Below are 21,594 nucleotides of genomic sequence, written 5' to 3'. Positions count from 1 at the left end.
GCGTGGCGGCTGAAATGGTGGCGTTCCGAGTTCTGGGGCCAGTCGAGGCGTACGCACACGACGACGAACTCGACCTCGGCGGGTTGCGGCAGCGGGCCGTCCTCGCCCGGCTCCTCGTGGCCAGGGGTCAGGTCGTGCCCGTTGACACCCTGCTCTACGACCTGTGGGACGACGACACGGCCAAGGGCGCCCAGTCCGGCCTGCAGGTCTACATCTCGCGGCTGCGCCGCGTGCTGGAGCCCGGCCGCCCGCGCGGCGGGCCCAACCGGCTGCTGGTGACGGTGGCCTCCGGCTACGCGCTGCGGGTGGCGCCCGACCAGGTCGACGCGCTGCGGTTCGAGCAGCTCGTGCGCGCGGCGGGCGAGCACCTGGAGGAGGGCGACCCCCAGTCGGCGCGCGGCCGCCTGGAGAAGTCGCTCGGCCTGTGGCGCGGCACCCCCTACTCCGACTTCGCCGACCAGACGTGGGCCGAGGCCGAGGTCAACCGGCTCGCCGAGCTGCGGCTGGTGGCCCGCGAGCGGCACGCCGACACCGGCCTGCGCCTGGGCCTGCCCTCCGAGACCGTGCCCGACCTGGAGGCGCTGACCACCGAACACCCGCTGCGCGAGGAGGGCTGGCGGCTGCTGGCGCTCGGCCTCTACCGCTGCGGCAGGCAGGGCGACGCGCTGGCCGCGCTGCGCAGGGCGCGCGGCATCCTCGCCGACGAGCTGGGCATCGACCCCGGCCCGGCGCTGCGCAAGCTGGAGTCCGACATCCTGGCCCAGTCGCCCGAGCTCGACCTGACCCCGCCGCCGCGCCCGTCCAGGCCGGTCCCGGCGGCCGACACCTGGCCGCCCCGCCCGGCCACGCCCGTCGAGCCGCCGCCGCTGGAGCCTGAGCCGTTCGTCGGCCGCGACGCCGAGCTGTCCAGGCTGACCACGGCCGCCGCCCGCACCGGCCGCTTCCAGGTGGCGATCGTCACCGGCGTCGCCGGCGCCGGCAAGACCACGCTGCTCCGCCAGCTCCAGGGCAGGCTCACCGCCGACGGCTGGATGACCTCGTCGGGCGCCTGCCCCGACTCCAGCGCCACCCCGCCCGGCTGGGCCTGGGTGGAGATCCTGCGGACGCTGGTCCGCGTGACCGGCGCGGGCGAGTACGCCCAGTTACTCGCGCCGCTGCTCGACGACGCCGCCCCCGATCCCGACGACGACGAGGTGTCGGGCGGCTTCCGGCTGCACCGCGCCGTCGGCGGCTACCTGGCGGGCGTGGCGAGCCGCTCGCCCGTCCTGCTCACGCTGGAGGACCTCCACTGGGCCGACGACCAGACGCTCGCGTTGCTGCGCGCGCTGCCCAGCCTGCTGGCCACCAGCCGGGTGCTGCTCGTGGTCACCTGCCGTGAGAGCGAGCTCGACGACAACCAGGCCGACGTGCTCGCCGCCCTGGCCCGGCTCGGGCCGCTGCGGGTGAGCCTGTCCGGGCTCGACCCGAAGGCCGTGGCGCAGCTCGTGCGCGCCACCTGCGTGCGCGAGATCGAGGACGACGCGGTCGAGTCGATCGTGGAGCGCACCGCGGGCAACCCGTTCTTCGTGCGCGAGACCGTACGCCTGCTCGACGCCGAGGGCGCGGCCGACCGGGCCAGCGCGGCGGAGGTGCTGTCGCAGGTGCCGTCCGGGGTGCGCGACGTGCTGCGGCGGCGCATCTCCCGGCTGCCCGCCGGGGCGCAGCAGATCCTGCTGCAGGCCGCGGTGATCGGCCGCGACGTGGACGTGGACGTGCTGGTCGACGTGGCCGGCGACGAGGACGCGGTGGTCGAGGCGGTCGAGGCCGCGCTGCTGGCGGGGCTGGTGACCGAGCCGGGTCCCGGCATGCTCCGGTTCGACCACGACCTGGTGCGCGACACGATCTACTCCGACGCCTCGCGGCTGCGCCGCACCCGGCTGCACGCCGCCGTGGCGGCGGTGATCGAGCGGCGCGCCCCGTCCGACGTGGCGGCGCTGGCCCACCACTACTACCTGGCCGACGCCGCCGACAAGGCGGTCCACTACGCCGGGCTGGCGGCCGAGCAGGCCGAGCGGCGCTTCGCCCACCGCGAGGCGGCCACGCTGTGGGAGCAGGCCACCGCCGCGTTCGACCGCACCGGCGGCGACACCAAGCAGCGCCTGCAGCTCATGCTGCGCCGCATCAAGGCGCTGGCGCTGTGCGGCGACATGACGGCGGCCCGGGTGCTGCGGCGCGAGGCGATGGACGCCGCGCTGCCGCTCGGCGACCTGGAGCTGACGGCCCGGGTGGCCGCGTCGCTGGCGGTGCCGCACAAGGGCATGGCCCGCGACTTCACCCGCACCGCCTGGGAGATCGTCGACATCACCGAGCGGGCGCTGTCGGAGCTGCCGGAGGGCGAGCAGTCGCTGCGCGCCAGCCTGCTCACCACGCTGGCGCTGGAGCTGGAGGGCTCCTCCTCGCCCGAGCGGGGCCGCCAGGCGTCGCTGGAGGCGCTGGAGGTGGCCCGGCAGAGCGGCGATCCGGCGCTGATCGCGGTCGCGCTGAGCGCGCGGCTGCGGCAGTCCTACGACATCCCCGCGGTCGACACCCGCGAGAGCATCGGCCGTGAGCTGCTGCAGGTCGCCCAGCGTTCGGGGCAGATCGCCACCCAGGCGCTGGCCCACCTGGTGCTGCTGGAGTGCGCGGCCGCGCGCGGCGAGTTCGCGGCGGCCGACGAGCACGCCGCCGCCGCCGACCAGCTGGCCCGCCAGTACGACCTGCCGGCTCCCGCCGCGGTGCACGCGTGGTACGTCGGGCTGCGGCGCATGATCGCCGGCGACTACCCGGCGGCCGAGCACGCCTACCGCGACGCGGCCCGGCTGACCGCCAGGGCGGGCATGCTGGAGGGCCGCCAGGACCTGCCGCTGATCACCGCGTTCTGCCTCCACCTGGTCGACGGGCGGGCCGCCGAGATGGTCGACCTGCTGGCCGAGGCCCACCAGCGCGGCGCCAAGTGGACCCTCGACGCCTACGCGCTGGCGCTGGCCTCGGCGGGCCACCTGGCCGACGCCAAGGCCGTCGCCGCGGTGCGCCCGCCGGTGCGGCCCGACTTCCTGTACGAGCTCGCCATGACGTGGCGGGCGCTGGCCGGGATGCTCCTCGACGACCGGGAGCGGATGGTCGACTGCTACGACAAGCTCAAGCCGTTCGCCGACCGGGTCGCGGGCGCCGGCACCGGCGTGGTGGCGCTGTGGCCGGTGGCGCTGACGCTCGGCGACCTGGCGATCCGGGTGGGCCAGCCCGAGGCCGCCCGCGACCACTACCTCAAGGCGCTGGAGGTGGCCAGGCGGGTGGGCGTGCCGCGATGGGTGGAGGCGGCGCAGCGCTCGGTCAGCAACTCACCTGGAAACGGTCGCTCTTGACGGTCTTGGCGCCCTCGACGGCCAGCTCGACGCGATACCAGCCGGGGTTGCCGGAGACCGTGGCCTCCCACTCGGCCGTGCCGCGCGCCCCGGCGAAGCCGGAGTAGTCGACGAAGTAGGTCCGCCAGGTCTTGGCCGACGGGCTCCAGCGGGCCAGCTTCCAGCTGTAGGAGACGGTCCGGCCCGGGTCCGGGTTGACCAGGAGGGTGCGGGCCACGTACGGCTTCAGGCAGCCGGGCCCGGCGGGCAGCGCGCTGACGGTGACGGTGCCGGCGGCGAGCGCCCGCGCGGTGAGGGCTGTGGTGACCGGTGTCTCCTCGGCCGACAGGCTCACGGCGGCCGGCGCGGGGGCCTGGGCGGAGCTCGCGATACCGTAGGCCGACAGGCCCGCGTACGCGGCGGTGAAGGCCAGGGCCGCCACCACGAACTTGGCCGCGTTCGCCGTACCACTGGCCAGCACCGCTCCGCTTCTCGTCGCCATGGTCACCACCTCTTTCGCTCACCCTCAGGTCTACTGGGAGGTGGTTGACCACGACTTGCAGCCCGATATGGCAGTCGTTTGCAAGGTGAAATAAGGTAAGCCTGACCTAACGATTGGGGGTGTGGAGTTCGCCATGAGGCACCTCCCGCTCGCGATGCCGGCGCCGACGGACCCGTTCTGGCTGGGCCTGCCCTACTGGCTGGTGGGCGTCATCCTGATGATCGCCCTTTTCGTGGTGTTCCAGGTCTACTACTGGGCCGGCCGCCGGCTGGGCGAGAAGCTGTACGAGTCCCGCGTCGGCGAGCGGATGGGCCGGGAGCGGATCGCCAGGATCGAGCGGACGGTCGAGAAGTGGGGGGCGCTCGCCGTCTACGGCTGTTTCTGGGTGCCCATGCTGCGTCACACGCTGCCGTGGGTGGCGGGGGCGCTGCGGGTGTCCTATCCCTGGTACGTGGTGGCCAGCGCGCTCGGGTGCATGACCTGGGCGCCGCTGTGGTGGTTCGGCGGCATGGTCGCGCTGTGGGCGTGGCTGCGGCTCGCCTACCAGTCGCCGATCACGGCCGCGCTGGTGGCGGTGGCCGTCGTGGCGGCTGTGGCGGTCTATGTCGCCCGGCGGCGCAAGAAAAGGGCGCAGCGGGAGGAAACACTCCCGGCCTGACCGTCCCGGCATGTTTCACCGAATCCGCGCCCTCTTGATGTCAACATGGTGCGCATGCGCTTCGCTGCTCTCGCCTGTTCCACCATGCTCGCCTTCACCGTGGGGGTCTCCGCCGCGCCGCCGGCCGTCGCGGCCCCCGCCGTGGCCGCCAGGCACGCTTACGTGGTCGACTCCCACGGAACGGTCCACTTCGGCAAGCGCGAGACCGCCCGGGTGCCGGTGGCCAGCCTGGTCAAGGTGATGACCGCGTACGTGGTGCTGCGCGAGGCGAAGCTGACCGACGTCGTCACCGTCACCGCCGCCGACGTCCGCTACGCCGCCAAGGGCGGCGCGGCGACGGCGGGCCTGCGCACGGGCGAGCGGCTCACGGTCCGGGACCTGCTGTACGCGCTCATGCTGCCGTCCGGCGCCGACGCGGCCAACGCGCTGGCCCGCACCTACGGGCCGGGCAAGCCCGCCTTCGTCGCCAAGATGAACTCCGCCGCCCGCAGGATGGGGCTCGGCGACACCCGCTACACCAACGCCGACGGCATGCCCACCCCGCGCGACGGCGGCTACTCCACCGCCGTCGACCAGGCGAGGCTGGCGCAGTACGCGCTCGACATCCCGGTCTTCAAGACGGTCGTGAGCCGCCCGACGCACAAGGTGACCAAGACGGCCCTGCACCAGGCGCACACCTGGACCAACACGAACAAGCTGCTCGGCCGGGCCGACGGCGCGATCGGCGTCAAGACCGGCTACACCCGCAAGGCCGGGTTCTGCCTGCTGTTCGCGGCGGAGCAACGCGGCACGCGGGTGGTCGGCGTGCTGCTCGGCGACAGCGACGAGCGCCGGTTCAAGACCGCCGAGCGGTTGCTGGAGCACGCCGCCGGGGAGATCGTCATCGGCTGAGGCTCAGCACTGCACGACCGGGTCGAGGCGGTCGGCGGTCCGGCGCAGGCTGTGCGCCAGACGGACCCTGACCCGGGCCCTGTCTCGATGCGGCAGCACCGGCGCGTCCGGCAGCGCCGCATGCGCCGACTCCCGGTGTCCCATCGCGGTCCGGTACGCGAGGACCTGCATGGCATCCATGGAACCCTCCTTCTTAATCCATTAAGACCTTAATCGATTAAGAGGTGGTCGGCAAGAGATCCGCTACGGTGGGAAGATGGCCAGGGTCACGCTGCAGACGATCGCCGATCGGCTGGGCGTGTCCAGGGCGACCGTGTCCTACGCCTTCTCCCGGCCCGACCAGCTCAGCGACGACCTGCGGCGGCGCATCCTCCAGGTCGCCGACGAGCTGGGCTACGCCGGCCCCAACGCGGCCGCGCGCTCGCTGCGCCTGGGCCGGGCCGGCGCGGTGGGCCTGCTGTTCAGCGAGACCCTCGCCTACGCCTTCGCCGACCCGTACGCGCTCGGGTTCTTCCAGGGGCTGGCCACCGCCGCCGAGGAGGCCGGGGTCGGGCTGCTCATCCTGCCGCTCCCGCGCGGCGAGAAACGCCCGCCGCCGGTGCGCGACGCCGTGGTGGACGCGTTCTGCGTGGTGTCCCTGCCCGACGGCCACCCGGCGCTGGCCGAGGTGCTGGCCCGCAGGCTGCCCACGGTGGTGGTCGACGAGCCGTACGTGCCCGGCCACCCGTTCCTGGGCATCGACGAGCCGGCCGCCGGGGCGCAGGCCGCGCGCCACCTCGTCGAGCTGGGCCACCGGCGCGTCGGCGTGGCCATGGTCGGCCTGCACGACGACGGCCGGACGGGCTGGGCCGACCCCGGGCGCCAGCGCGGCGCCGTGTTCGAGGCGATGCGGGGGCGGCGCTCCGGCTACGAGGCGGCCTGCGTGTCAGCCGGCGTCGACTGGGCGTCCGTGCCGTTCTACGAGCTGAGCAGGAACTCGCGGGCGGCCGGCAGGGAGGCCGGCCACGCGCTGCTCGGGCGCACGCCGCGGCCGACGGCCATCCTGACCAACACCGACGTGCTGGCGCTCGGCATCCTCGACGCCGCCGCCGACCTCGGGCTCGACGTCCCCCGCGACCTGTCGGTGGTGGGGTTCTCCGACAGCGCCGCCGAGGAGGCCGGGCTGACCACGATCCGGCAGGCGAAGCAGGAGATCGGGGCGGCGGCCGGGCGGCTGCTGCTGGAGCCGCCGGACGAGCCCGAGCGGCTGCTGTTCCCGCACGAGCTGATCGTCCGCGCCTCGACCGCGCCGCCGCGTCCGTAGTCCTTCGGACGAGACGCTCCCCTCCCTAGTCAAGTGGCGTAAACGGCAGGTTTTCAGCTCATTACACATGATTGACCTTTGTTGTGCGGTACGCGTAGTTTCGGTGATCGAAGTGCCAGATCCGCGAGCCTGCGAGGGAGACGTGTGATGGGGACCACGGGCGTGGCGATCGTCGGATGCGGCAACATCGCCCAGAGATACGCCGCCGACCTGGCCTCCTACCCCGAGATCGAGCTCCGCGGCGTGCAGGACGTCGACCCCGCGCGGGCCGGGACCCTCGCCGCCGCGCACGGCGTCCGCGCGTACGCGACGATGGACGAGCTGCTGGCCGACCCCGGCGTCGACATCGTGGTCAACCTGACCGCGCACAAGGCCCACTACGAGGTCATCCGCCGCGCCCTGGAGGCGGGCCGGCACGTGCACAGCGAGAAGCCGCTCGCGCTGCGCTACGAGGAGGCGGCCGAGCTGGTGACGCTGGCCGGCGAGCGCGGGCTGCGGCTCGGCGGCGCGCCCGCCACGTTCCTCGGCGAGTCCCAGCAGACGGCGCTCAAGCTGCTGCGCGAGGAGGCGATCGGCCGCGTCCGGCTGGTCTACGCGGAGGTGAACTGGGGCCGGATCGAGGTGTGGCACCCGGAGCCGGTCGGCTTCTACGAGGTGGGGGCGCTGTTCGACGTGGGCGTCTACCCGCTCACGATCGCCACGGCCGCGCTCGGCCCGGCCCGCCGGGTGACCGCGTTCTCCTCCACCCTGCACCCCCAGCGGACCCGCCTCGACGGCCTCCCGTTCACCCTCACCACGCCCGACTACGTGGTGGCCAACATCGAGTTCGAGGGCGGCGTGCTGCTCCGGCTGACCTGCGACTTCTACGTCGACCAGCGCAACACCCACCAGAAGGGCATGGAGTTCCACGGCGACGGCGGATCGCTGCTGCTGCGCGGCTGGCACGACTTCGACGCGCCGCTGGAGATCGCCGCCTTCCGCGAGGAGCCCCGGCCGGTGAAGCCGCTGCGGGAGCCGTACGCGGGCGTCGAATGGGGCCGGGCCGTGCGCGACCTCGCCGCCGCGATCCGCGAGCGGCGGCCGCACCGCGCCACCGGCCAGCAGGCCGCGCACGTGGTGGAGATCCTCTGCGCCGCGCGCGCCTCGTACGAGAAGGGCGGGACTGTCGAGCTGGTCAGCTCGTTCGAACCGCCCGCGCCGATGAGCTGGGCCGAATGACGGGTACGCCCTCCCCGTAGGCGGCGCACGAGGGGGACACGATGCCGATCAAGGGGCCGATCAAGGGGCCGATCAAGGTCACGGTGTGGGGCGAGAACCGTCACGAGCAGCGCGAGGAGGAGGTGCGGCGGCGCTACCCCGACGGGATGCACGGGGCGATCGCGGCGGGGCTGACCGAGCACCTGGGCTCCCGGGTCCGCGTCCGCACCGCCGTCCTGGACGACCCCGAGCACGGGCTGTCGGACAAGGAGCTCGCCGAGACCGACGTGCTGACCTGGTGGGGGCACATGGCCCACCAGGACGTCGCCGACGAGGTGGTCGAGCGGGTGCGGTCGCGGGTGCTCGGCGGCATGGGGCTGCTGGTGCTCCACTCCGGCCACTACTCGAAGCTCTTCCGCTCCCTGATGGGCACCACGTGCAGCCTCAACTGGCGCGACGCCGGAGAGCGCGAGCTGGTGTGGACCGTGGCCCCCGGCCATCCGATCGCCGAGGGGGTGCCGCACCCGATCGTCATCGGCGAGCACGAGACGTACGGCGAGCCGTTCGGCGTGCCCGAGCCTGACGAGCTGGTGTTCATCAGCTCGTTCGGCGGCGGCGAGGCGTTCCGCAGCGGCTGCTGCTACCGGCGGGGGCTGGGCCGGATCTTCTACTTCAGCCCCGGCGACCAGAACTACCCCGTCTACCACCATCCCGACGTGCGCCGCGTGCTGGCCAACGCCGTGCTGTGGGCGGCCTCGCCGGTGGGCGTCGGCGAGCCGCTGGACAACGCGCACACGCCGGTCCGGTGGTAGGAGTGCTTACCGGACTTCCCACCGCCGGTCAGGAAAGAGAAAAACGCCGCTAGACCGTTCCAGAAAAAAACGGTAAAGCCCATGATCAGCGACTTTACCGGTGAGTTGATCAGCCTCTTGACGGGCTGAATCCGATCATGAAAAGCTCTGGTCGCGCGCAGCATCGGCACTCGTCAAGGGGTCGGCATGACTTATTTATCCCGCGTCCGCGCCATCGACAATTCCATTATTCAACTAGAAGTCGAGGACAACGACAAAGAACTGCTGCACGTCTGGTGCGGCCATGTGCGTTACAACCCGAAATACGGGAGCCGCGACACGACGGCCGATGTCTGGGCCCTCGAACTCGCGCCCCTGACCTCGCTCGGCTCGGCCGTGCAGGCGGTCGGCGGCAGGGAGCGTGAGCGCCTGTCCGTGGCGGGCGGCGAGCTCGTCATCCACGACTGCAAGGACCCCCAGGACGCCCGCTGGGCCGCCTGGCTCGGCCCCTGGCACATGGTGCACGGCATGTTCTACGCCCCGGAATGGGAGACGAAGGACATCATCGACACCTTCGCCCGGGTCGCGTGGACCGACACCCCCGAAGGCATGACCGCCGACGCCGGGCAGCGCTTCCAGCTGTCCATGGCCATGTACACGCAGACCATCGCCGGGGTCGGGTCGCTGCTCGTCGAGCCCAAGCAGACCAGCTCCAAGCGGATCCCGGCCTGGCGCGGCTACGAGACGAGCGCGGGCGAGATCTGGCGGGACGACGACGAGTCCAACACCCACGCGCAGCCTCTGATCATGGTGACCGACACCGCCGTGGTCACCCTGTCCCCGTGGGACGCCCCGCGGCAGGACCGGCCCGGCGTCTCCGTGCGCTCCCTGGGCGTCGCGGCCGAGGACGCCGCCGCCACCTTCCTCACGAAGATCAAGCGCCTCGAGTGGACCGCGTAGGTGGAGCCCGCCACCGCCGCGATCATCGTCCTCGCCGTCCTGGTCGGCCTGCTCTTCGCGGCCGGGGCGGGTCTCTACCGCCGGGTCCGCGAGCTGGAGCTGGCCACCTACGAGGGCGTCGGCGTCCGCTTCACCTCCGGGCAGCACGAGCAGGCACGCTCGGCCATCACCAGGCCGGACGGCACGACGCTGGTCGTGAAGATCAACAGACAGTGCTCCATCTGCGACGACGTCCTCGTCGCCGTGGCCAAACTGGCTCCCGAACTCCCTGAGGACCACTCCTTCGCGGTGGTGTCCGACGACCCGGGCTTCGGCAAGAGCCTCCCCGAGACGGTACGGGTGATCAAGGACCCCGAGATGTGGCGGTCGATCACCGTCCCGTACGCACCCGCCCTCCTCGTCGTCGGCCCTGACGGGCTGGTCGTGTTCTCGACCCCGGTCGGGTCCGGCGAGGCGCTGGTGGACGTCGTGGAACGAGCGTTGGAGAAACGAAGGGAAGCACAGCCGTGACCATCTCGGACGAGAAGAGTTCGATCCTCGACCAGATACCGAGCGCGAACCGGGAGCCCGTGGACGCGGTCCCGTCCAGGGTCGCCGCGACCAAGCCGCGTCCGAGCCGCCGGGGCGTGTTCGGCCTCGCCCTCGGCGTGGCGACGGCGGCCGGGCTCGGCGCCCTCGACCTGCTGCCCGGCTCCCGCCCGCGCAGCGCCGCCGCCGCCGTCTACAAGACCGTCTGGGACACCTGCAAGGGATTCATCAACGCGTCGTCGGTGTGCGTGCCGTCCTCGGCCTACTACGGCTCCGACAACTGCACGGGCTCCTGGCACCGCGACGACGGCTACTCGGGCACCTGCGTCAGCATCAACTACACCTCGTACGCCGACTCGTGCGCCGGCCGCAACGCCTGGCGCTGGACCGGCGGCAGCACGACCAGCAAGCGGCGCAAGTGCTCCGACGGCTACCGCTACGTGGTGGCCTGCGGCGCCAGCGGCTCCGGCCAGTTCTCGATCTGCAGGACCACGATCTGAGTGAGTGACAACACGTCGGCCTCCCTCCGCCTGCTCTGGCCCGGCTTCGGGCTCATCGCGGCGGGGGAGGCGGCCGTGCTCGCGGCCCTGACCTCGGCAGGGGCGCTCGGCGCGGGCACGACCGGCTTCGTCTGGCTGGTCGCCGCCCTGGTCGCCGGGTTCTCGCTGTCGGGCTCCGTTTGAAGCCTCAACAGCGCCTGGGTGCTGTCCTCGTCGGTCCGGCGGGGCTCTGACGTCTCGGGGTTCGTCCTCGGTCTTTTCTTGGGTGCGATGGGCACCGCGTTCGCCTTCGTGGTGGTCGGCTCGCTCCTGCGCGTGCCGTTCCCGCCCGCCGTGGCGCGGGTGGTGGTCGTCGTCGCGGCGATCGTCCTGCTGCTGCAGGAGATCGGCGTGCTCCGGTTCCCGATCCTGCAGAACGCGCGGCTCGTCCCGCAGTTCGTCACCAGGATCCCGTTCTGGGGCTCGGTGCAGTTCGGCATGGAGATGGGCACGGGCATGCGCACGTACTCGCCGACGGCGCTGCCGCACATCATGGCGATCTCCATCGTGTTCCTCGCCTCCTGGCAGCAGGCGCTCCTGGCCGGCGCCGGGTTCGCGCTCGGCAGGGCCGTGATGCTGCTGACGTTCGTGGCCGCGCGCAGCAAGAACAGCGCGGACAAGGCCTTCTACTTCGAGCTGCCGAGGCTCCGGCCGCTGTTCGTGGTCCTGGTGATCCCGATGCTGGCCCTGATGGTGATCGCGTGATCGTCGTCCGGTACGCGCTGGGGCTGGTGCTCGTCCTGGCCGTCGCGGGCAAGCTGCGGGATCCGCGCGGCTTCCGCGACAGCCTCGGCGCGTTCGGGCTGCGGGGCGCGGCGGGCACGGCCGCCGCGGGCGCGGTCGTGGCCGTGGAGGTGGGCACGGCCGCGTTGCTGTTCTCCCCCGCCCCTGGCCTGGTGGCGGGGGTGGCGGCGACGGTGCTGGGGGCCGGCTTCACCGCGGCGCAGACGTACCTGGTCGCCGCGGGCGGGCCGGCCGCCTGCCAGTGCTTCGGCGTCCGCGAGCCGGTGTCCTGGCGCACCTGGGCCAGGGCCGCGGCGGTGCTGGCCCTGGGCCTGCTGCTGCTCGCCGTCCCGGCCTGACTGGCACGATCTCGCGAACGGCCTCAACCTCCGGCGGGGTGCGGAGAGTCCTCTCCTATGACGCCGCAGGACTGAAGGGCTGGGCCGATTGATCGACACCGAGGGTTTCCGCGACTTCGTGGCCGCGCGTGGTCACGCCCTGTCCAGGACGGCGTTCCTGCTCACCGGCGACCACGGCCAGGCGGAGGACCTGCTGCAGGAGACGCTGGTCAAGGCCGCCACCCGGTGGCGCAGGGTCTCCGCCGCGGCCGATCCCGAGGCGTACGTGCGCACGATGATGCTCAACCAGCTGCGCACCTGGCGCCGCCCTCGACGGCTCACCATCGTCCCGACCGCCGACCTGCCGGACTCCGGGCCGCACCACGACCAGTCCACGCAGGCCGACCTGAAGATCATGTTAGGGCGCGCGCTCGGCGTGCTCACGGCCAAGCAGCGGATCGTGCTCTACCTGCGGTTCTACGAGGACCTCCCGGAGTCGGCGGTCGCCGCGCAGCTGGGCTGCTCGGTCGGGACGGTCAAGCGGCACGCGCACGACGCGCTCAACCGCCTGCGCCGGGTGGCGCCGCGACTGCTGGAGAGGGTGTGCCCATGAACCTCCGCGACACGTACCACCGGCTAGGAGCCGACGCGCGCGACTACGCGGACGCGGACCTCGCCCTGCGCGTCCTGCGCCGCCGCAGAACCGCGCGGGCCGTGACAGGCGCGGCGGCGGCGGCCCTGCTCGTGGCCGGGGGGTTCGGGCTGCACCAGAACCTCACCCGCTCCGCCGAGACCATCACGGCGGTGCCGGCGGTCTCCACGAGCGCGGGGTATCCGGTCCTGCCTTCGAGCGGTCCGGTGGGCCGCGGCGCGGTCGTGTACGCGCCGTGCCGGAGCTCCTGCCCCACACTGCTCACCCTGGAGGACGGCCGGACCTACGGGCTCGGCGCGCGGACCGTGCACCCGCAGGGCAACATCACGCTGTCCCCCGACGGCCGCTGGCTGGGCCTGCCCACGCCGGACGGGTACGAGCTCAGGGACCTGCTGGGCGGCACCGCGCATCGGGTCCCCGTGCCCGGTGACGGCCGGGCCGACAGCGCCTACAGCCCGTGGGCGTGGTCGGCCGACTCCCGCAGGCTGATCCTCGGCTACCACGCGAGCGGGGACGTGCACGCGTACACCGACGTGCGTCTCGATGACGGGCGGACGGAGCCGCTGACCCCGCCGGAGGGGTACGAGCCGGTCGGCGTGCTCCCGTCGGGCGAGCTCGTCCTCCTGGCGCTCGGGCAGGACGGCGACGGCGCGCGCGAGCGGGTGCGGCTGCGGGTGGGCGGGACGGCCCGCACGCTCTCGGCGACCGGGTCCGGGGTGCTGTCCGACGCCGACCACGGGCTGTCCGTCCAGGTCAGCGGAGAGCGGATCTTCGTGCTGGAGTACACCGGCGACAGCGTCGCCGTGCTGCGGTTCGATCCGCGCGGCACGCTCGTCGAGCGCACGCCGCTGCCGGACGGGCAGTACGCCCTCGGGCCCACGAGGGACGGGTACGCGGTCGTCCAGCCACCGGCCGACCAGCGGGGACGCCTGCGGCTGCTGACCACCGACGGGCATGTCCTGCGTGACCTGCCGGGCGAGGCGGAGCCGGCGATCCCGGGCCTGGCCCGGCACTGACTTGTCGAGCGGAGGCGGACGGGAATCGAACCCGCCGCGCCGAGATGCTCGGCGCCACCGGTTTTGAAGACCGGGAGGGCCACCAGGCACCTGGACGCCTCCGCTCGCGATCTTAGCGCTCCGGGCGGCCCGTTCCGGCGATCCGGCGCGAGCCGTCCTCGGCCCTGCGCGTCGCGCCGGTCCTGTCCAGGTGTTCGAGCAGCGGGATGACCACCCGGCGGGACGTGCCCAGCGCCTTGCGCGCGTCGGCGGCGGTGAACGGCTGGGCCAGGCCGGACAGCACGGTGAGCGCCCGTTCGGGTGCGCCCGTGGGCAGGACGACGCCGGGCGCGAGCCGTACCAGGTGTCCGGCGGCCTCCGCCGCGGCCAGGTCGCGGCCGTCCAGACCGAGCTCGGCCAGCCTGGCGGCGTCGGGGGCGGCGAACGGCGCGGCGGCCCAGTCGCGGCGCAACCGCTCGACGCCGGGCGCGAGCTCCGGCGGCGCGGCGGTCAGCCGTCCCCGGGAGCGGCCGAGCGGCGTCCGCTCGGCGAGCGCGTCCACGAGCGACCGGTCGGGCAGGCCCAGCGCCTGCCTGACCTCCTCGGCCGACATCCCGGGATCGTGCGGGCTGGCCTCGGCGTGCGCGGTCACGACCTCGACCAGCCGGGCCCTGAGCGACTCCCAGTGCACGGGATCGGCGACCCACGCGCCGGCGACGGGCTCGGCGGTCACCGGCGCGCCCATGGCGGCCAGCTCGTCCCGCCTGGCGATCCCCCGCCGCCGCAGCTCCGCCTCTCCGTCGGGAACGCCGTCCAGGGCGGCCAGCTCCTCCGCCCGCCGCCTCGCCGCGCCCCTGCGACGCAGCGCGGGCGGCCGGACGTCGAGTACGGTCACCCCCCAGACCCTGCGGCTGCCGGGATCGCGCAGCAACGCCCGATCACCGATACGCAGCGGAAGCGGCCTCTCCAACGTGACCCGCACAGTGTCCCCGCCGTACGCACGATCGAGCACCGATTCCCCGCCGTACGCACGATCCAGCGTGACATGCACCGGGTCCTCCCCGAACGAACGACCCCCCGCGCCGTCGGCAAGCAGCCGATTCCCCGCGCCGAGCCCGAGGTCTCCAGGCGAGCGGTCCTGGAGGTCGCGCCCGGACGCTTCCGCCGAGTCCTGAACGTCGCGGGCGGACGCTCCAGGCGAGTCCTGAAGGTCGCGGGCGGACGTTCCAGGCGGATGGTCCCGGAGGTCGCCAGCAGACACTCCCCGCGAATGATCCCGGAGGTCGCGAGCGACCAATCCCGGCGGGCGATCCTGAAGGTCGCGGACGGACGCTGCAGGCGGGTGATCCCGGAGGTCACCAGCAGACACTCCCCGCGAATGATCCCGGAGGTCGCGAGCGACCAATCCCGGCGGATGGCCCTGAAGGTCGCGAGCGGCCACTCCCGACGGGTGATCCTGGAGGTCCCGAGCGGCCACTCCCGACGGGTGATCCTGGAGGTCCCGAGCGGACACTCCCGGCGGATGACCCTGAAGGTCGCGAGCGACTCCCCCAGACGGGCGATCCCGGAGGTCGTGGGCGGCTCCTCCATACGGGTGATCCTGAACGTCGCCGACGGACGCTCCCGGCGAGTCCTGAAGGTGGTGGGCGGACGCTCCGGGTGGGTGGTTACGGACGGTGCGGGGGGACGGGGCTGTCAGGGGGCGGATGCGGGCGGGGGTGGCTGATGTGCCGATGTGCCAGATGGCGTGGTGGGGGACGTCGGTCGCGGGTGAGAGCCGGACGTCGGCCTGGGTGACCTGCAGCCAACGGTCCTGGGTGAGGAGGGCGTCGCCGCGGCGGGGGGTGGCCGCGCCGCGGAGGTTGACCGCGACCCGGGCCGGGCCGCGGACCTCGTCGCGGGCCGTGCCGAGGCTGTGCAAGCCGCGGACGCGGACGGGCTCGCGGCCGGCCATCAGCCGGTCGCCGGTGCGGATCGTGCCCGCGCCGAGCGTCCCGGTCACGACGGTGCCGCGGCCCTCGACGGTGAACACCCGGTCGATCCAGAGGCGGACGTCGGCGTCCGGGCACGGCTCGGGCTCGGGAAGGGCGGACAGCGCCGCTCTCAGCTCGGCCAGCCCATCGCCGCGGACGGCGCTCACGGCGACCGCCGGGATCCCGTCGAGGCCGGTGCCGCGCAGCCGTTCCCGGCAGGCGGCCAGGACAGGACCCGGGTCCGCGAGGTCGGCGCGGGTGACCGCGAGAACCCCGGTGGTGATGCCGAGCGCGTCGACGATCCGCAGGTGCTCCTCCGACTGCACGGCCCAGCCGTCGTCGGCGGCGACCACGAACAGCACGGCCGGCGCGGGGCCGACGCCGGACAGCATGTTGCCGATGAACCGTTCGTGGCCGGGCACGTCGACGAAGGCCAGCCCGTCGGTCCAGACGAAGCCGAGGTCCAGGGTGAGGCCGCGGCGGCGTTCCTCCTCCCACCGGTCGGGCTCCATCCCGGTCAGCGCCCGGAGCAGGGTCGACTTGCCGTGGTCGACGTGCCCGGCGGTGGCGATCACGCGCATGCCGCCGCCTCCCAGGCCGCCGCCACCGCGGCCGCGAGGTCCCCGTCGTCGTCCGGGGCGACGGCGCGCAGGTCCAGCAGGTAGCGGTCCGCGGCCGCCCGGCCGACCACGGCGGGGGTCCCGGTCCGCAGCGGGCCGGCGAGCGCGAGCGGTACGGTGACGGCCACGCTGGGCAGCTCCACCCCCGGCGCGCCCCCTCCGCCGACCGCCGCCACGGTGTCCACGGCGTCGGCCTTGACCCCGTCCGCGTGCAGCAGGAGCAGGAGCTCGTCCGCGCGGCGGCGCAGCGTGGGCAGGTCCGCGAGGAGCGCGGCGCGGGTCGGGTTGGCGGCGTGCGTGAGCGTGGCCTCCAGAGCGGCGAGGGTGAGCTTGTCGACGCGCAGCGCGCGGGCCAGGGGGTGGGTGCTGAGCCGTTCGACCAGGCCGGCCCGGCCGAGCAGGAGCCCGCACTGGGGGCCGCCGAGCAGCTTGTCGCCGCTGGCCGTCACCAGGTCGGCGCCCTGCTCCAGCCAGGTGGCCGCGTCCGGCTCGGCCGGCAGCGCGGGCTCCGGGCGCAGCAGCCCCGAGCCGATGTCGCCGACGACCGGGACGCCCAGCCCCGCGAGGTCGCCCACGCCGGGCGTCCCCCCGAAGCCTTCGACGCGGTAGTTGGACGGGTGGACCTTCAGCACGAACCCGGTCGCGGGGCCGATCGCCGCCCGGTAGTCGGCGACGGTGGTGCGGTTCGTGGTGCCGACCTCCCGCAGCCGGGCGCCGGTGGACTCCAGCAGCTCGGGCAGCCGGAACCCGGCGCCGATCTCGACCAGCTCGCCCCGGCTGATGACGATCTCCTTCCCGTACGCGAGCGCGGTCGCCGCGAGGACGAGGGCGGCCGCGTTGTTGTTGACGACGTGCACCGCCTCCGCCGCCGGGACTGCCTGGGCCAGGGCCGCCAGGGCGCCGCGCCCGCGCCGTCCCCTGCGTCCGGTGACCAGGTCGAGCTCCACGTCGGTGGATCCGGCCGCCACCCGCACGGCCTCCAGCGCCGGCCCGGACAGTGGCGCCCGGCCCAGGTTGGTGTGCACGACCACCCCCGTGGCGTTGATCACGCGGCGCGGCCCGGCGTCCGACAGCGACGCCAGCGCGGTCTCGGCCACCAGCTCGGGGGCGATCTCGCCGTCACGCGCCCGGCGCTGCGCCGCGGTGACCGCGGCCTTCACCCGGCTCCTGCCGAAGACGGGGATGAGCTCGGCCAGGCGGGGATCCGCCAGGACCGCGTCCGTGCGGGGAATCCGGCGCCGTTGATCGGTCATGGTCATCTGCCATACCGGAAACCCGCGATCCACGCAATGATGTGATCATGATGAGGCTCACCCAATACGCCCAGGGCGGCGGCTGCGCGTGCAAGATCCCTCCCGGAGAGCTGGAGGACGTGCTGGCCGGCCTGGCCCGGCCGCAGGGCGGTGATCTCGTGGTCGGCCTCGACAGCGGTGACGACGCGGCGGTCGTCAGGATCGAGGGCGGGACGGCGATCGTGAGCACCGCCGACTTCTTCACGCCGGTGGTGGACGACCCGTTCGACTGGGGGCGGATCGCGGCGGCCAACGCGCTCTCGGACGTCTATGCCATGGGCGGGCGCCCGTTGATGGCGATCAACCTGCTGTGCTGGCCCCGCGAGACTCTCCCGTACGAGCTCGCCCGCGAGGTGCTGCGCGGGGCCGCGGAGGTCGCGGCGGACGCCGGCTGCCACGTCGCCGGAGGTCACAGCGTGGTCGACGTCGAGCCCAAGTACGGCATGGCGGTGACGGGGCTGGCTGACCCGGACCGGCTGATGCGCAACGACGCCGGGGTCGCGGGCGTGCCGCTGTCGCTCACCAAGCCGCTCGGCCTGGGCGTGCTCAACAACCGGCACAAGGCGACGGGCGAGGTGTTCCCGCACGCCGTCGCCACCATGACCGCGCTCAACGCGGCGGCGAGCCGGGCGGCGCTGGAGGCCGGGGTGCGCTGCGCCACCGACGTGACCGGGTTCGGGCTCCTGGGTCACCTGTTCAAGCTCGCCCGCGCCTCGGGGGTGACGGCGGTGGTGGACGCGGCCGCGGTGCCGATCCTGGACGACGCCCGCCGGAGCCTGCGCGAGGGGTACGTGCCGGGCGGTTCCCGCCGCAACCTGGACTGGGTCGCCGGCCACGTCGATCCGGGCGGCGCGGACGAGGAGACGATGCTCCTGCTCGCGGACGCCCAGACCTCGGGCGGCCTGCTGATCGCCGGCGAGATCCCGGGCGCCCCGGTCATCGGCGAACTGGTGCCGCGCGGCGACCACGCCATCGTCATCCGATAGGCAGGCAAGCGCCTTTGGCAGCGTTATACGCCGAAAATTCCGGAAATATCGCTTTTCATCTATTGCGGTTGCCCGAAGTCACCTTCCCCCCTATGGTCCCGCCATGTGAAAACCCTCATGATCGCCGCGCTGGCGACCATCACCCTTCCGCTGTCCGGCACCGCGGCCAACGCCGCCATGGACCCGATCAACAGCCCCGAGCTCACCAAGAACGACCTCTACGCCACCGGGCCTCTCCCCCGTACGAAGTGCGCGGAGAAGCGCATCAGGACGGGCGACAAGAAGCAGGCCCGGGCCTATATCGACGCCGTCGTCGCCTGCCTCAACAAGACCTGGGGCGCGCACCTGACGAAGGCCGGGGTGGACTTCGGCAAGATGCGCGTCAAGCACTTCAACCGGATCCCGAAGAAGTACTGCGGCCTGGACGTGGACAAGGACGACTCGCAGGCCTGGTACTGCGAGAAGACCGAGACGCTCGCCGTCCAGGTGGGCAAGACCTGGGTCGAGGATCCGGACGACCTGTGGCTCTTCAACTACACGGCCGGCATGTACGGCTACCACGTCCAGAAGCTCACCGGCATCACCGACGCCTACAACGACGAGCCCTACGACAACAAGACGGAGCTGCGGGAGCAGTCGCGCCGCGTCAGTCTGCAGACCGACTGCCTCGGCGGGGCTTTCCTGAAGAGCGTGTGGCCGCTCAAGGGCAGGACGTCGCGTGACTATCGCGAGCTGCTGAGCCTGGTCCAGGGCGACACCGGCTCGGAGCGCTGGGTCGGGAAGACGGCCAACGTGCGTGCCTGGATCAAGCAGGGCTTCGCCACCGGTGACCCCAAGTCCTGCAACACCTGGGCGGCGTCGTCCTCCAAGGTCTCCTGACCGGCGTCACCGTCGGCCGCGCATGAGGCCGTGACAGGCGATGGCGGCGGCGGCGACCACGTTCAGCGAGTCCACGCCCGCGTCCATGGCCGCCGGGCTCATCGGGATGCGGACCGGCTCGTCCGCCTCGTGCAGCCACCGCGACGACAGGCCGTCGCCCTCGGCGCCGAGCAGCAACGCCACCCGGTCACCCAGCTTGACCTCGTCGAGCGGGGTGGCCGACTGGTCGGGGGTCAGCGCCAGGGTCTGGAAGCCGGCCGCGCGCAGCTCGTCCAGGCCGGTGTACCAGTTGTCCATCCGGGCGTACGGGATCGAGAACACCGCCCCCATCGAGACCTTCACCGCGCGCCGGTAGAGCGGATCCGCGCAGCGGGGGGACAGGATGACGCCGCCGACGCCGAGTGCGGCGGCGCAGCGGAAGACGGCGCCGACGTTGGCGTGGTCGACGATGTCCTCCAGGACGACGAGGCGGTCGGCCGACTCCATGACCGAGGCGGTGGGCGGCAGCGGGAGGCGGGCCATCGAGGCGAGGGCGCCCCGGTGGACCTGGAAGCCGGCGGTGGCGGTCATGATCTCGTCGCTGACCACGTACACGGTGGCGTCGCCGAGGACGTCGGCGAGCGGCTGGAGCCAGCGGCGGGTGGTGAGGACGGAGCGGATCGGGTAGCCCGCGCCGACGGCGCGCCTGATCACCTTCTCGCCCTCGGCCATGAAGAGGCCGCGCTCGGCCTCCAGGCTCTTGCGCAGCTCGACGTCGCGCAGTCTGGTGAAGTCGGTCAGGCGGGGATCGGCGGCGTCCGTGACGTACTCAAGCACGTTCCGATACTGCCATGAGCCGTCTGACCTGCCAGACGGCCGCGTAGCAGAGAAGCACGAGGCAGAACCCCACGACGGTGCCGGCGCCGACCTTGGTGATGACGCCGGGCAGGCCGAAGACCGGGTTGGGTTCGTCCAGCCGGGGCCAGGCGAACGCGCCGGCGACGACGCCCGCCGCGCTCCAGCCCAGGACCGCCCAGCGCGTCCGCGCGGGGGTGCGCAGGTCGGCGGGCACCGGCACGGGCGCCATCCTGGACAGGCCGCGCCAGGCCCACCACACGACGATCACCAGCCCCACCGCCGACGAGGTGTACTGCAGGACCCGGAACAGCGGCAGCACGCCGAGCACCGGGGTCGCCAGCCACGCGCCCCACTCCCCCGGCCCGGTGGAGTGGGTGAAGGAGTCCCAGGCGACGTGGCTGGCCGAGCCGATCAGGCCGCCGGCCACGACGGCCGGAAAGCCACGGGCGAGCTGCGGCCAGGCGGGGCGCAGCGTGGCGGCGCGGCCCGCCAGCGCGGGCGGGAGCAGGGCCAGGAGCGGGTCGCGGAGCAGGCCGTGGAAGAGGACCAGCAGGATAAGCATCGCCGCCAGGTCCACCGTCACCACGCCCTGCCAGGAGTGCCAGTCGCTGTAGTCGGGCAGGAACGGCAGGAAGATCGGCAGGTCGGGCACCATCGCGCCGAGCGCCAGCGCCCACGGGTCGGCGAGGCGGCGCAGACGGGCCGACGAGATGAGGGGCAGCACGAGCGCCATGTGGCTGGGTGTGAACGGCACCGGCCCCCCTGTACGAGTCGCTCCTTGATCACGACACTACCCGCGAAGTTCGGCCGTCCCTCGCCTCCACCCTCTAGGGTCACGAGCAGTGATGAGGTCGGTACGGACCGCTGTCGGCGGCGAAAGCGGGGGTTCAAGGTGTCTGACCAGCGAGTTCATGCACATCCTGTGGCGTCGCCCGAATGGCTGCGCGCGGCGCGGAACGCGCGGTCGCTTTCGGTGGTCACGCTCGTCTGGCTCGGCGTGGAGAGCACGCTGGGGCTGGCGGCCGGGTTCGGCGCGCACTCGGTCGCGCTGATCGGGTGGGGGCTGTCGGCCCTGGTGGAGGCGCTGGCCAGCCTGATCGTGGTGTGGCGGTTCACCGGCGAGCGCACGCTGTCGGAGACGGCCGAGCTCCGGGCGCGGCGGGCCGTGGCAGTGAGCTTCTGGCTGCTCGCCCCGTACCTGATCGTGCATGTGGGCCACGACCTGGACGCCGGCCACCGCGCGGAGGTGAGCCTGCTCGGCATCGTGGTGACGTCGGTGAGCCTGGTCAGCATGCCGGTGCTGGGCGTGCTGAAGCGGCGGCTGGGGGTGCGGCTGGCGTCCGGGGCGACCGCGGGCGAGGGCACCCAGAACATCATCTGCGGTCTGACGGCCGCGGGCGTGCTCGCCGGGCTCTGGTTCAACACCCTCGGCCTGTGGTGGGTCGATCCGATCGTGGCGCTGGTCCTCGCCGTGGTCGCGGTACGCGAAGGGATACGGGCCTGGCGTGGTCACACGTGCTGCCACTGAACACGACCCTGAGTAATTACTGCACCAAAAGAGGTGTTTTGCC

The 21,594-nt window shown here is 73.1% G+C and carries 23 protein-coding genes and 1 tRNA gene; 17 read left to right on the top strand and 7 right to left on the bottom strand.

The features are described from left to right. The first annotated feature begins 14 nt into the window (after positions 1-14). Positions 15-3,380 (top strand): BTAD domain-containing putative transcriptional regulator, encoded by a 3,366-nt coding sequence (locus FR742_RS04095; RefSeq protein WP_148029672.1) that lies wholly within the window; start codon positions 15-17, stop codon positions 3,378-3,380. Here the strand turns inward: FR742_RS04095 and FR742_RS04090 are convergent. Next, complete coding sequence (locus FR742_RS04090; protein WP_148029671.1) at positions 3,349-3,861, bottom strand: hypothetical protein; 513 nt, start codon at positions 3,859-3,861, stop codon at positions 3,349-3,351. The two genes, FR742_RS04095 and FR742_RS04090, sit on opposite strands and share 32 nt — an antisense overlap. Positions 3,862-3,994: 133 nt before the next feature. Between FR742_RS04090 and FR742_RS04085 the strand changes: the two genes are divergently transcribed. Together FR742_RS04085 and FR742_RS04080 are read left to right on the top strand one after the other, a co-directional pair. Next, positions 3,995-4,519 (top strand): DedA family protein, encoded by a 525-nt coding sequence (locus FR742_RS04085; RefSeq protein WP_148029670.1) that lies wholly within the window; start codon positions 3,995-3,997, stop codon positions 4,517-4,519. 54 nt (positions 4,520-4,573) lie between these two features. After that, positions 4,574-5,410: a D-alanyl-D-alanine carboxypeptidase family protein gene (locus FR742_RS04080; protein ID WP_261808349.1), complete on the top strand. Its 837-nt coding sequence runs from the start codon at positions 4,574-4,576 to the stop codon at positions 5,408-5,410. 3 nt (positions 5,411-5,413) lie between these two features. Here the strand turns inward: FR742_RS04080 and FR742_RS44275 are convergent, their stop codons facing one another. Then, on the bottom strand, positions 5,414-5,590 hold the full coding sequence (locus tag FR742_RS44275; RefSeq protein WP_187280980.1) for a hypothetical protein: 177 nt from the start codon (positions 5,588-5,590) through the stop codon (positions 5,414-5,416). 76 nt (positions 5,591-5,666) lie between these two features. Here FR742_RS44275 and FR742_RS04075 point away from each other — a divergent pair, with 76 nt between their 5' ends. The 11 genes from FR742_RS04075 to FR742_RS04025 all read left to right on the top strand — a co-directional run bounded on the left by FR742_RS04075 (position 5,667) and on the right by FR742_RS04025 (position 13,457). Continuing rightward, a complete protein-coding gene (locus FR742_RS04075; protein ID WP_148029669.1) occupies positions 5,667-6,713 on the top strand; it encodes a LacI family DNA-binding transcriptional regulator in 1,047 nt (348 codons plus the stop codon). A 147-nt stretch (positions 6,714-6,860) separates the two neighbouring features. Then, positions 6,861-7,931: a Gfo/Idh/MocA family protein gene (locus FR742_RS04070; RefSeq protein WP_148029668.1), complete on the top strand. Its 1,071-nt coding sequence runs from the start codon at positions 6,861-6,863 to the stop codon at positions 7,929-7,931. A gap of 41 nt (positions 7,932-7,972) precedes the next feature. After that, a complete protein-coding gene (locus FR742_RS04065; protein WP_148029667.1) occupies positions 7,973-8,722 on the top strand; it encodes a ThuA domain-containing protein in 750 nt (249 codons plus the stop codon). A 186-nt stretch (positions 8,723-8,908) separates the two neighbouring features. Next, a complete protein-coding gene (locus FR742_RS04060; RefSeq protein WP_148029666.1) occupies positions 8,909-9,661 on the top strand; it encodes a hypothetical protein in 753 nt (250 codons plus the stop codon). Continuing rightward, the gene (locus tag FR742_RS04055) at positions 9,662-10,171 is read left to right on the top strand and encodes a hypothetical protein (RefSeq protein WP_148029665.1); all 510 of its coding nucleotides are present in this window, start codon (positions 9,662-9,664) and stop codon (positions 10,169-10,171) included. Next, a complete protein-coding gene (locus FR742_RS04050; protein WP_148029664.1) occupies positions 10,168-10,689 on the top strand; it encodes a hypothetical protein in 522 nt (173 codons plus the stop codon). Before FR742_RS04055 ends, FR742_RS04050 begins: the two co-directional genes overlap by 4 nt. Next, positions 10,690-10,872 (top strand): hypothetical protein, encoded by a 183-nt coding sequence (locus tag FR742_RS04045; protein ID WP_148029663.1) that lies wholly within the window; start codon positions 10,690-10,692, stop codon positions 10,870-10,872. Positions 10,873-10,959: 87 nt separating this feature from the next. Next, positions 10,960-11,433, top strand: coding sequence for a hypothetical protein (locus tag FR742_RS04040; protein WP_148029662.1), 474 nt, complete (start codon positions 10,960-10,962; stop codon positions 11,431-11,433). Continuing rightward, positions 11,430-11,810, top strand: a complete 381-nt coding sequence (locus FR742_RS04035) for a MauE/DoxX family redox-associated membrane protein (protein ID WP_148029661.1) — start codon at positions 11,430-11,432, stop codon at positions 11,808-11,810. The genes FR742_RS04040 and FR742_RS04035 overlap by 4 nt, the downstream gene beginning before the upstream one ends. An 88-nt stretch (positions 11,811-11,898) precedes the next feature. Continuing rightward, positions 11,899-12,402, top strand: coding sequence for a SigE family RNA polymerase sigma factor (locus FR742_RS04030; protein WP_148029660.1), 504 nt, complete (start codon positions 11,899-11,901; stop codon positions 12,400-12,402). Then, a complete protein-coding gene (locus tag FR742_RS04025) occupies positions 12,399-13,457 on the top strand; it encodes a hypothetical protein (protein ID WP_148029659.1) in 1,059 nt (352 codons plus the stop codon). Before FR742_RS04030 ends, FR742_RS04025 begins: the two co-directional genes overlap by 4 nt. A gap of 9 nt (positions 13,458-13,466) precedes the next feature. Here FR742_RS04025 and FR742_RS04020 read toward each other — a convergent pair. The 3 genes from FR742_RS04020 to selA form a co-directional block, all read right to left on the bottom strand. Then, a tRNA-Sec gene (locus FR742_RS04020) sits at positions 13,467-13,559 on the bottom strand. 10 nt (positions 13,560-13,569) lie between these two features. Continuing rightward, positions 13,570-15,990: a SelB C-terminal domain-containing protein gene (locus tag FR742_RS04015; RefSeq protein ID WP_148029658.1), complete on the bottom strand. Its 2,421-nt coding sequence runs from the start codon at positions 15,988-15,990 to the stop codon at positions 13,570-13,572. Continuing rightward, positions 15,981-17,282 (bottom strand): L-seryl-tRNA(Sec) selenium transferase, encoded by a 1,302-nt coding sequence (gene selA, locus FR742_RS04010; protein ID WP_187280979.1) that lies wholly within the window; start codon positions 17,280-17,282, stop codon positions 15,981-15,983. The genes FR742_RS04015 and selA overlap by 10 nt, the downstream gene beginning before the upstream one ends. A 47-nt stretch (positions 17,283-17,329) precedes the next feature. Between selA and selD the strand changes: the two genes are divergently transcribed. After that, positions 17,330-18,307: a selenide, water dikinase SelD gene (gene selD / locus FR742_RS04005; RefSeq protein WP_148029656.1), complete on the top strand. Its 978-nt coding sequence runs from the start codon at positions 17,330-17,332 to the stop codon at positions 18,305-18,307. Positions 18,308-18,412: 105 nt separating this feature from the next. Then, on the top strand, positions 18,413-19,186 hold the full coding sequence (locus FR742_RS04000) for a neutral zinc metallopeptidase (protein ID WP_148029655.1): 774 nt from the start codon (positions 18,413-18,415) through the stop codon (positions 19,184-19,186). A 6-nt stretch (positions 19,187-19,192) separates the two neighbouring features. Here FR742_RS04000 and FR742_RS03995 read toward each other — a convergent pair whose 3' ends face one another. Together FR742_RS03995 and FR742_RS03990 are read right to left on the bottom strand one after the other, a co-directional pair. Next, on the bottom strand, positions 19,193-20,002 hold the full coding sequence (locus tag FR742_RS03995; RefSeq protein WP_148029654.1) for an RNA methyltransferase: 810 nt from the start codon (positions 20,000-20,002) through the stop codon (positions 19,193-19,195). Beyond that, complete coding sequence (locus FR742_RS03990; protein WP_148029653.1) at positions 19,995-20,777, bottom strand: DUF4184 family protein; 783 nt, start codon at positions 20,775-20,777, stop codon at positions 19,995-19,997. The genes FR742_RS03995 and FR742_RS03990 overlap by 8 nt, the downstream gene beginning before the upstream one ends. A gap of 168 nt (positions 20,778-20,945) precedes the next feature. Here FR742_RS03990 and FR742_RS03985 point away from each other — a divergent pair, with 168 nt between their 5' ends. After that, the gene (locus tag FR742_RS03985; RefSeq protein WP_148029652.1) at positions 20,946-21,551 is read left to right on the top strand and encodes a hypothetical protein; all 606 of its coding nucleotides are present in this window, start codon (positions 20,946-20,948) and stop codon (positions 21,549-21,551) included. Positions 21,552-21,594 lie beyond the last annotated feature (43 nt).

The organism is Nonomuraea sp. C10, from assembly GCF_008017515.1.
In the GTDB taxonomy this organism is placed as follows: Bacteria; Actinomycetota; Actinomycetes; order Streptosporangiales; family Streptosporangiaceae; genus Nonomuraea; species Nonomuraea ferruginea.
The sequence above is the reverse complement of the archived record's forward strand: the minus strand, read 5'-3'. Positions and strand labels throughout refer to the sequence as shown.

Excerpts from the sequence above, each read along its gene's own strand:
- FR742_RS04095 (WP_148029672.1), top strand. The coding sequence starts at position 15 with ATGGTGGCGTTCCGAGTTCTGGGGCCAGTCGAGGCGTACGCACACGAC.
- FR742_RS04090 (WP_148029671.1), bottom strand. The coding sequence starts at position 3,861 with ATGGCGACGAGAAGCGGAGCGGTGCTGGCCAGTGGTACGGCGAACGCG.
- FR742_RS04085 (WP_148029670.1), top strand. The coding sequence starts at position 3,995 with ATGAGGCACCTCCCGCTCGCGATGCCGGCGCCGACGGACCCGTTCTGG.
- FR742_RS04080 (WP_261808349.1), top strand. The coding sequence starts at position 4,574 with ATGCGCTTCGCTGCTCTCGCCTGTTCCACCATGCTCGCCTTCACCGTG.
- FR742_RS44275 (WP_187280980.1), bottom strand. The coding sequence starts at position 5,590 with ATGGATGCCATGCAGGTCCTCGCGTACCGGACCGCGATGGGACACCGG.
- FR742_RS04075 (WP_148029669.1), top strand. The coding sequence starts at position 5,667 with ATGGCCAGGGTCACGCTGCAGACGATCGCCGATCGGCTGGGCGTGTCC.
- FR742_RS04070 (WP_148029668.1), top strand. The coding sequence starts at position 6,861 with ATGGGGACCACGGGCGTGGCGATCGTCGGATGCGGCAACATCGCCCAG.
- FR742_RS04065 (WP_148029667.1), top strand. The coding sequence starts at position 7,973 with ATGCCGATCAAGGGGCCGATCAAGGGGCCGATCAAGGTCACGGTGTGG.
- FR742_RS04060 (WP_148029666.1), top strand. The coding sequence starts at position 8,909 with ATGACTTATTTATCCCGCGTCCGCGCCATCGACAATTCCATTATTCAA.
- FR742_RS04040 (WP_148029662.1), top strand. The coding sequence starts at position 10,960 with ATGGGCACCGCGTTCGCCTTCGTGGTGGTCGGCTCGCTCCTGCGCGTG.
- FR742_RS04025 (WP_148029659.1), top strand. The coding sequence starts at position 12,399 with ATGAACCTCCGCGACACGTACCACCGGCTAGGAGCCGACGCGCGCGAC.
- FR742_RS04015 (WP_148029658.1), bottom strand. The coding sequence starts at position 15,990 with ATGCGCGTGATCGCCACCGCCGGGCACGTCGACCACGGCAAGTCGACC.
- selA (WP_187280979.1), bottom strand. The coding sequence starts at position 17,282 with ATGACCGATCAACGGCGCCGGATTCCCCGCACGGACGCGGTCCTGGCG.
- selD (WP_148029656.1), top strand. The coding sequence starts at position 17,330 with ATGATGAGGCTCACCCAATACGCCCAGGGCGGCGGCTGCGCGTGCAAG.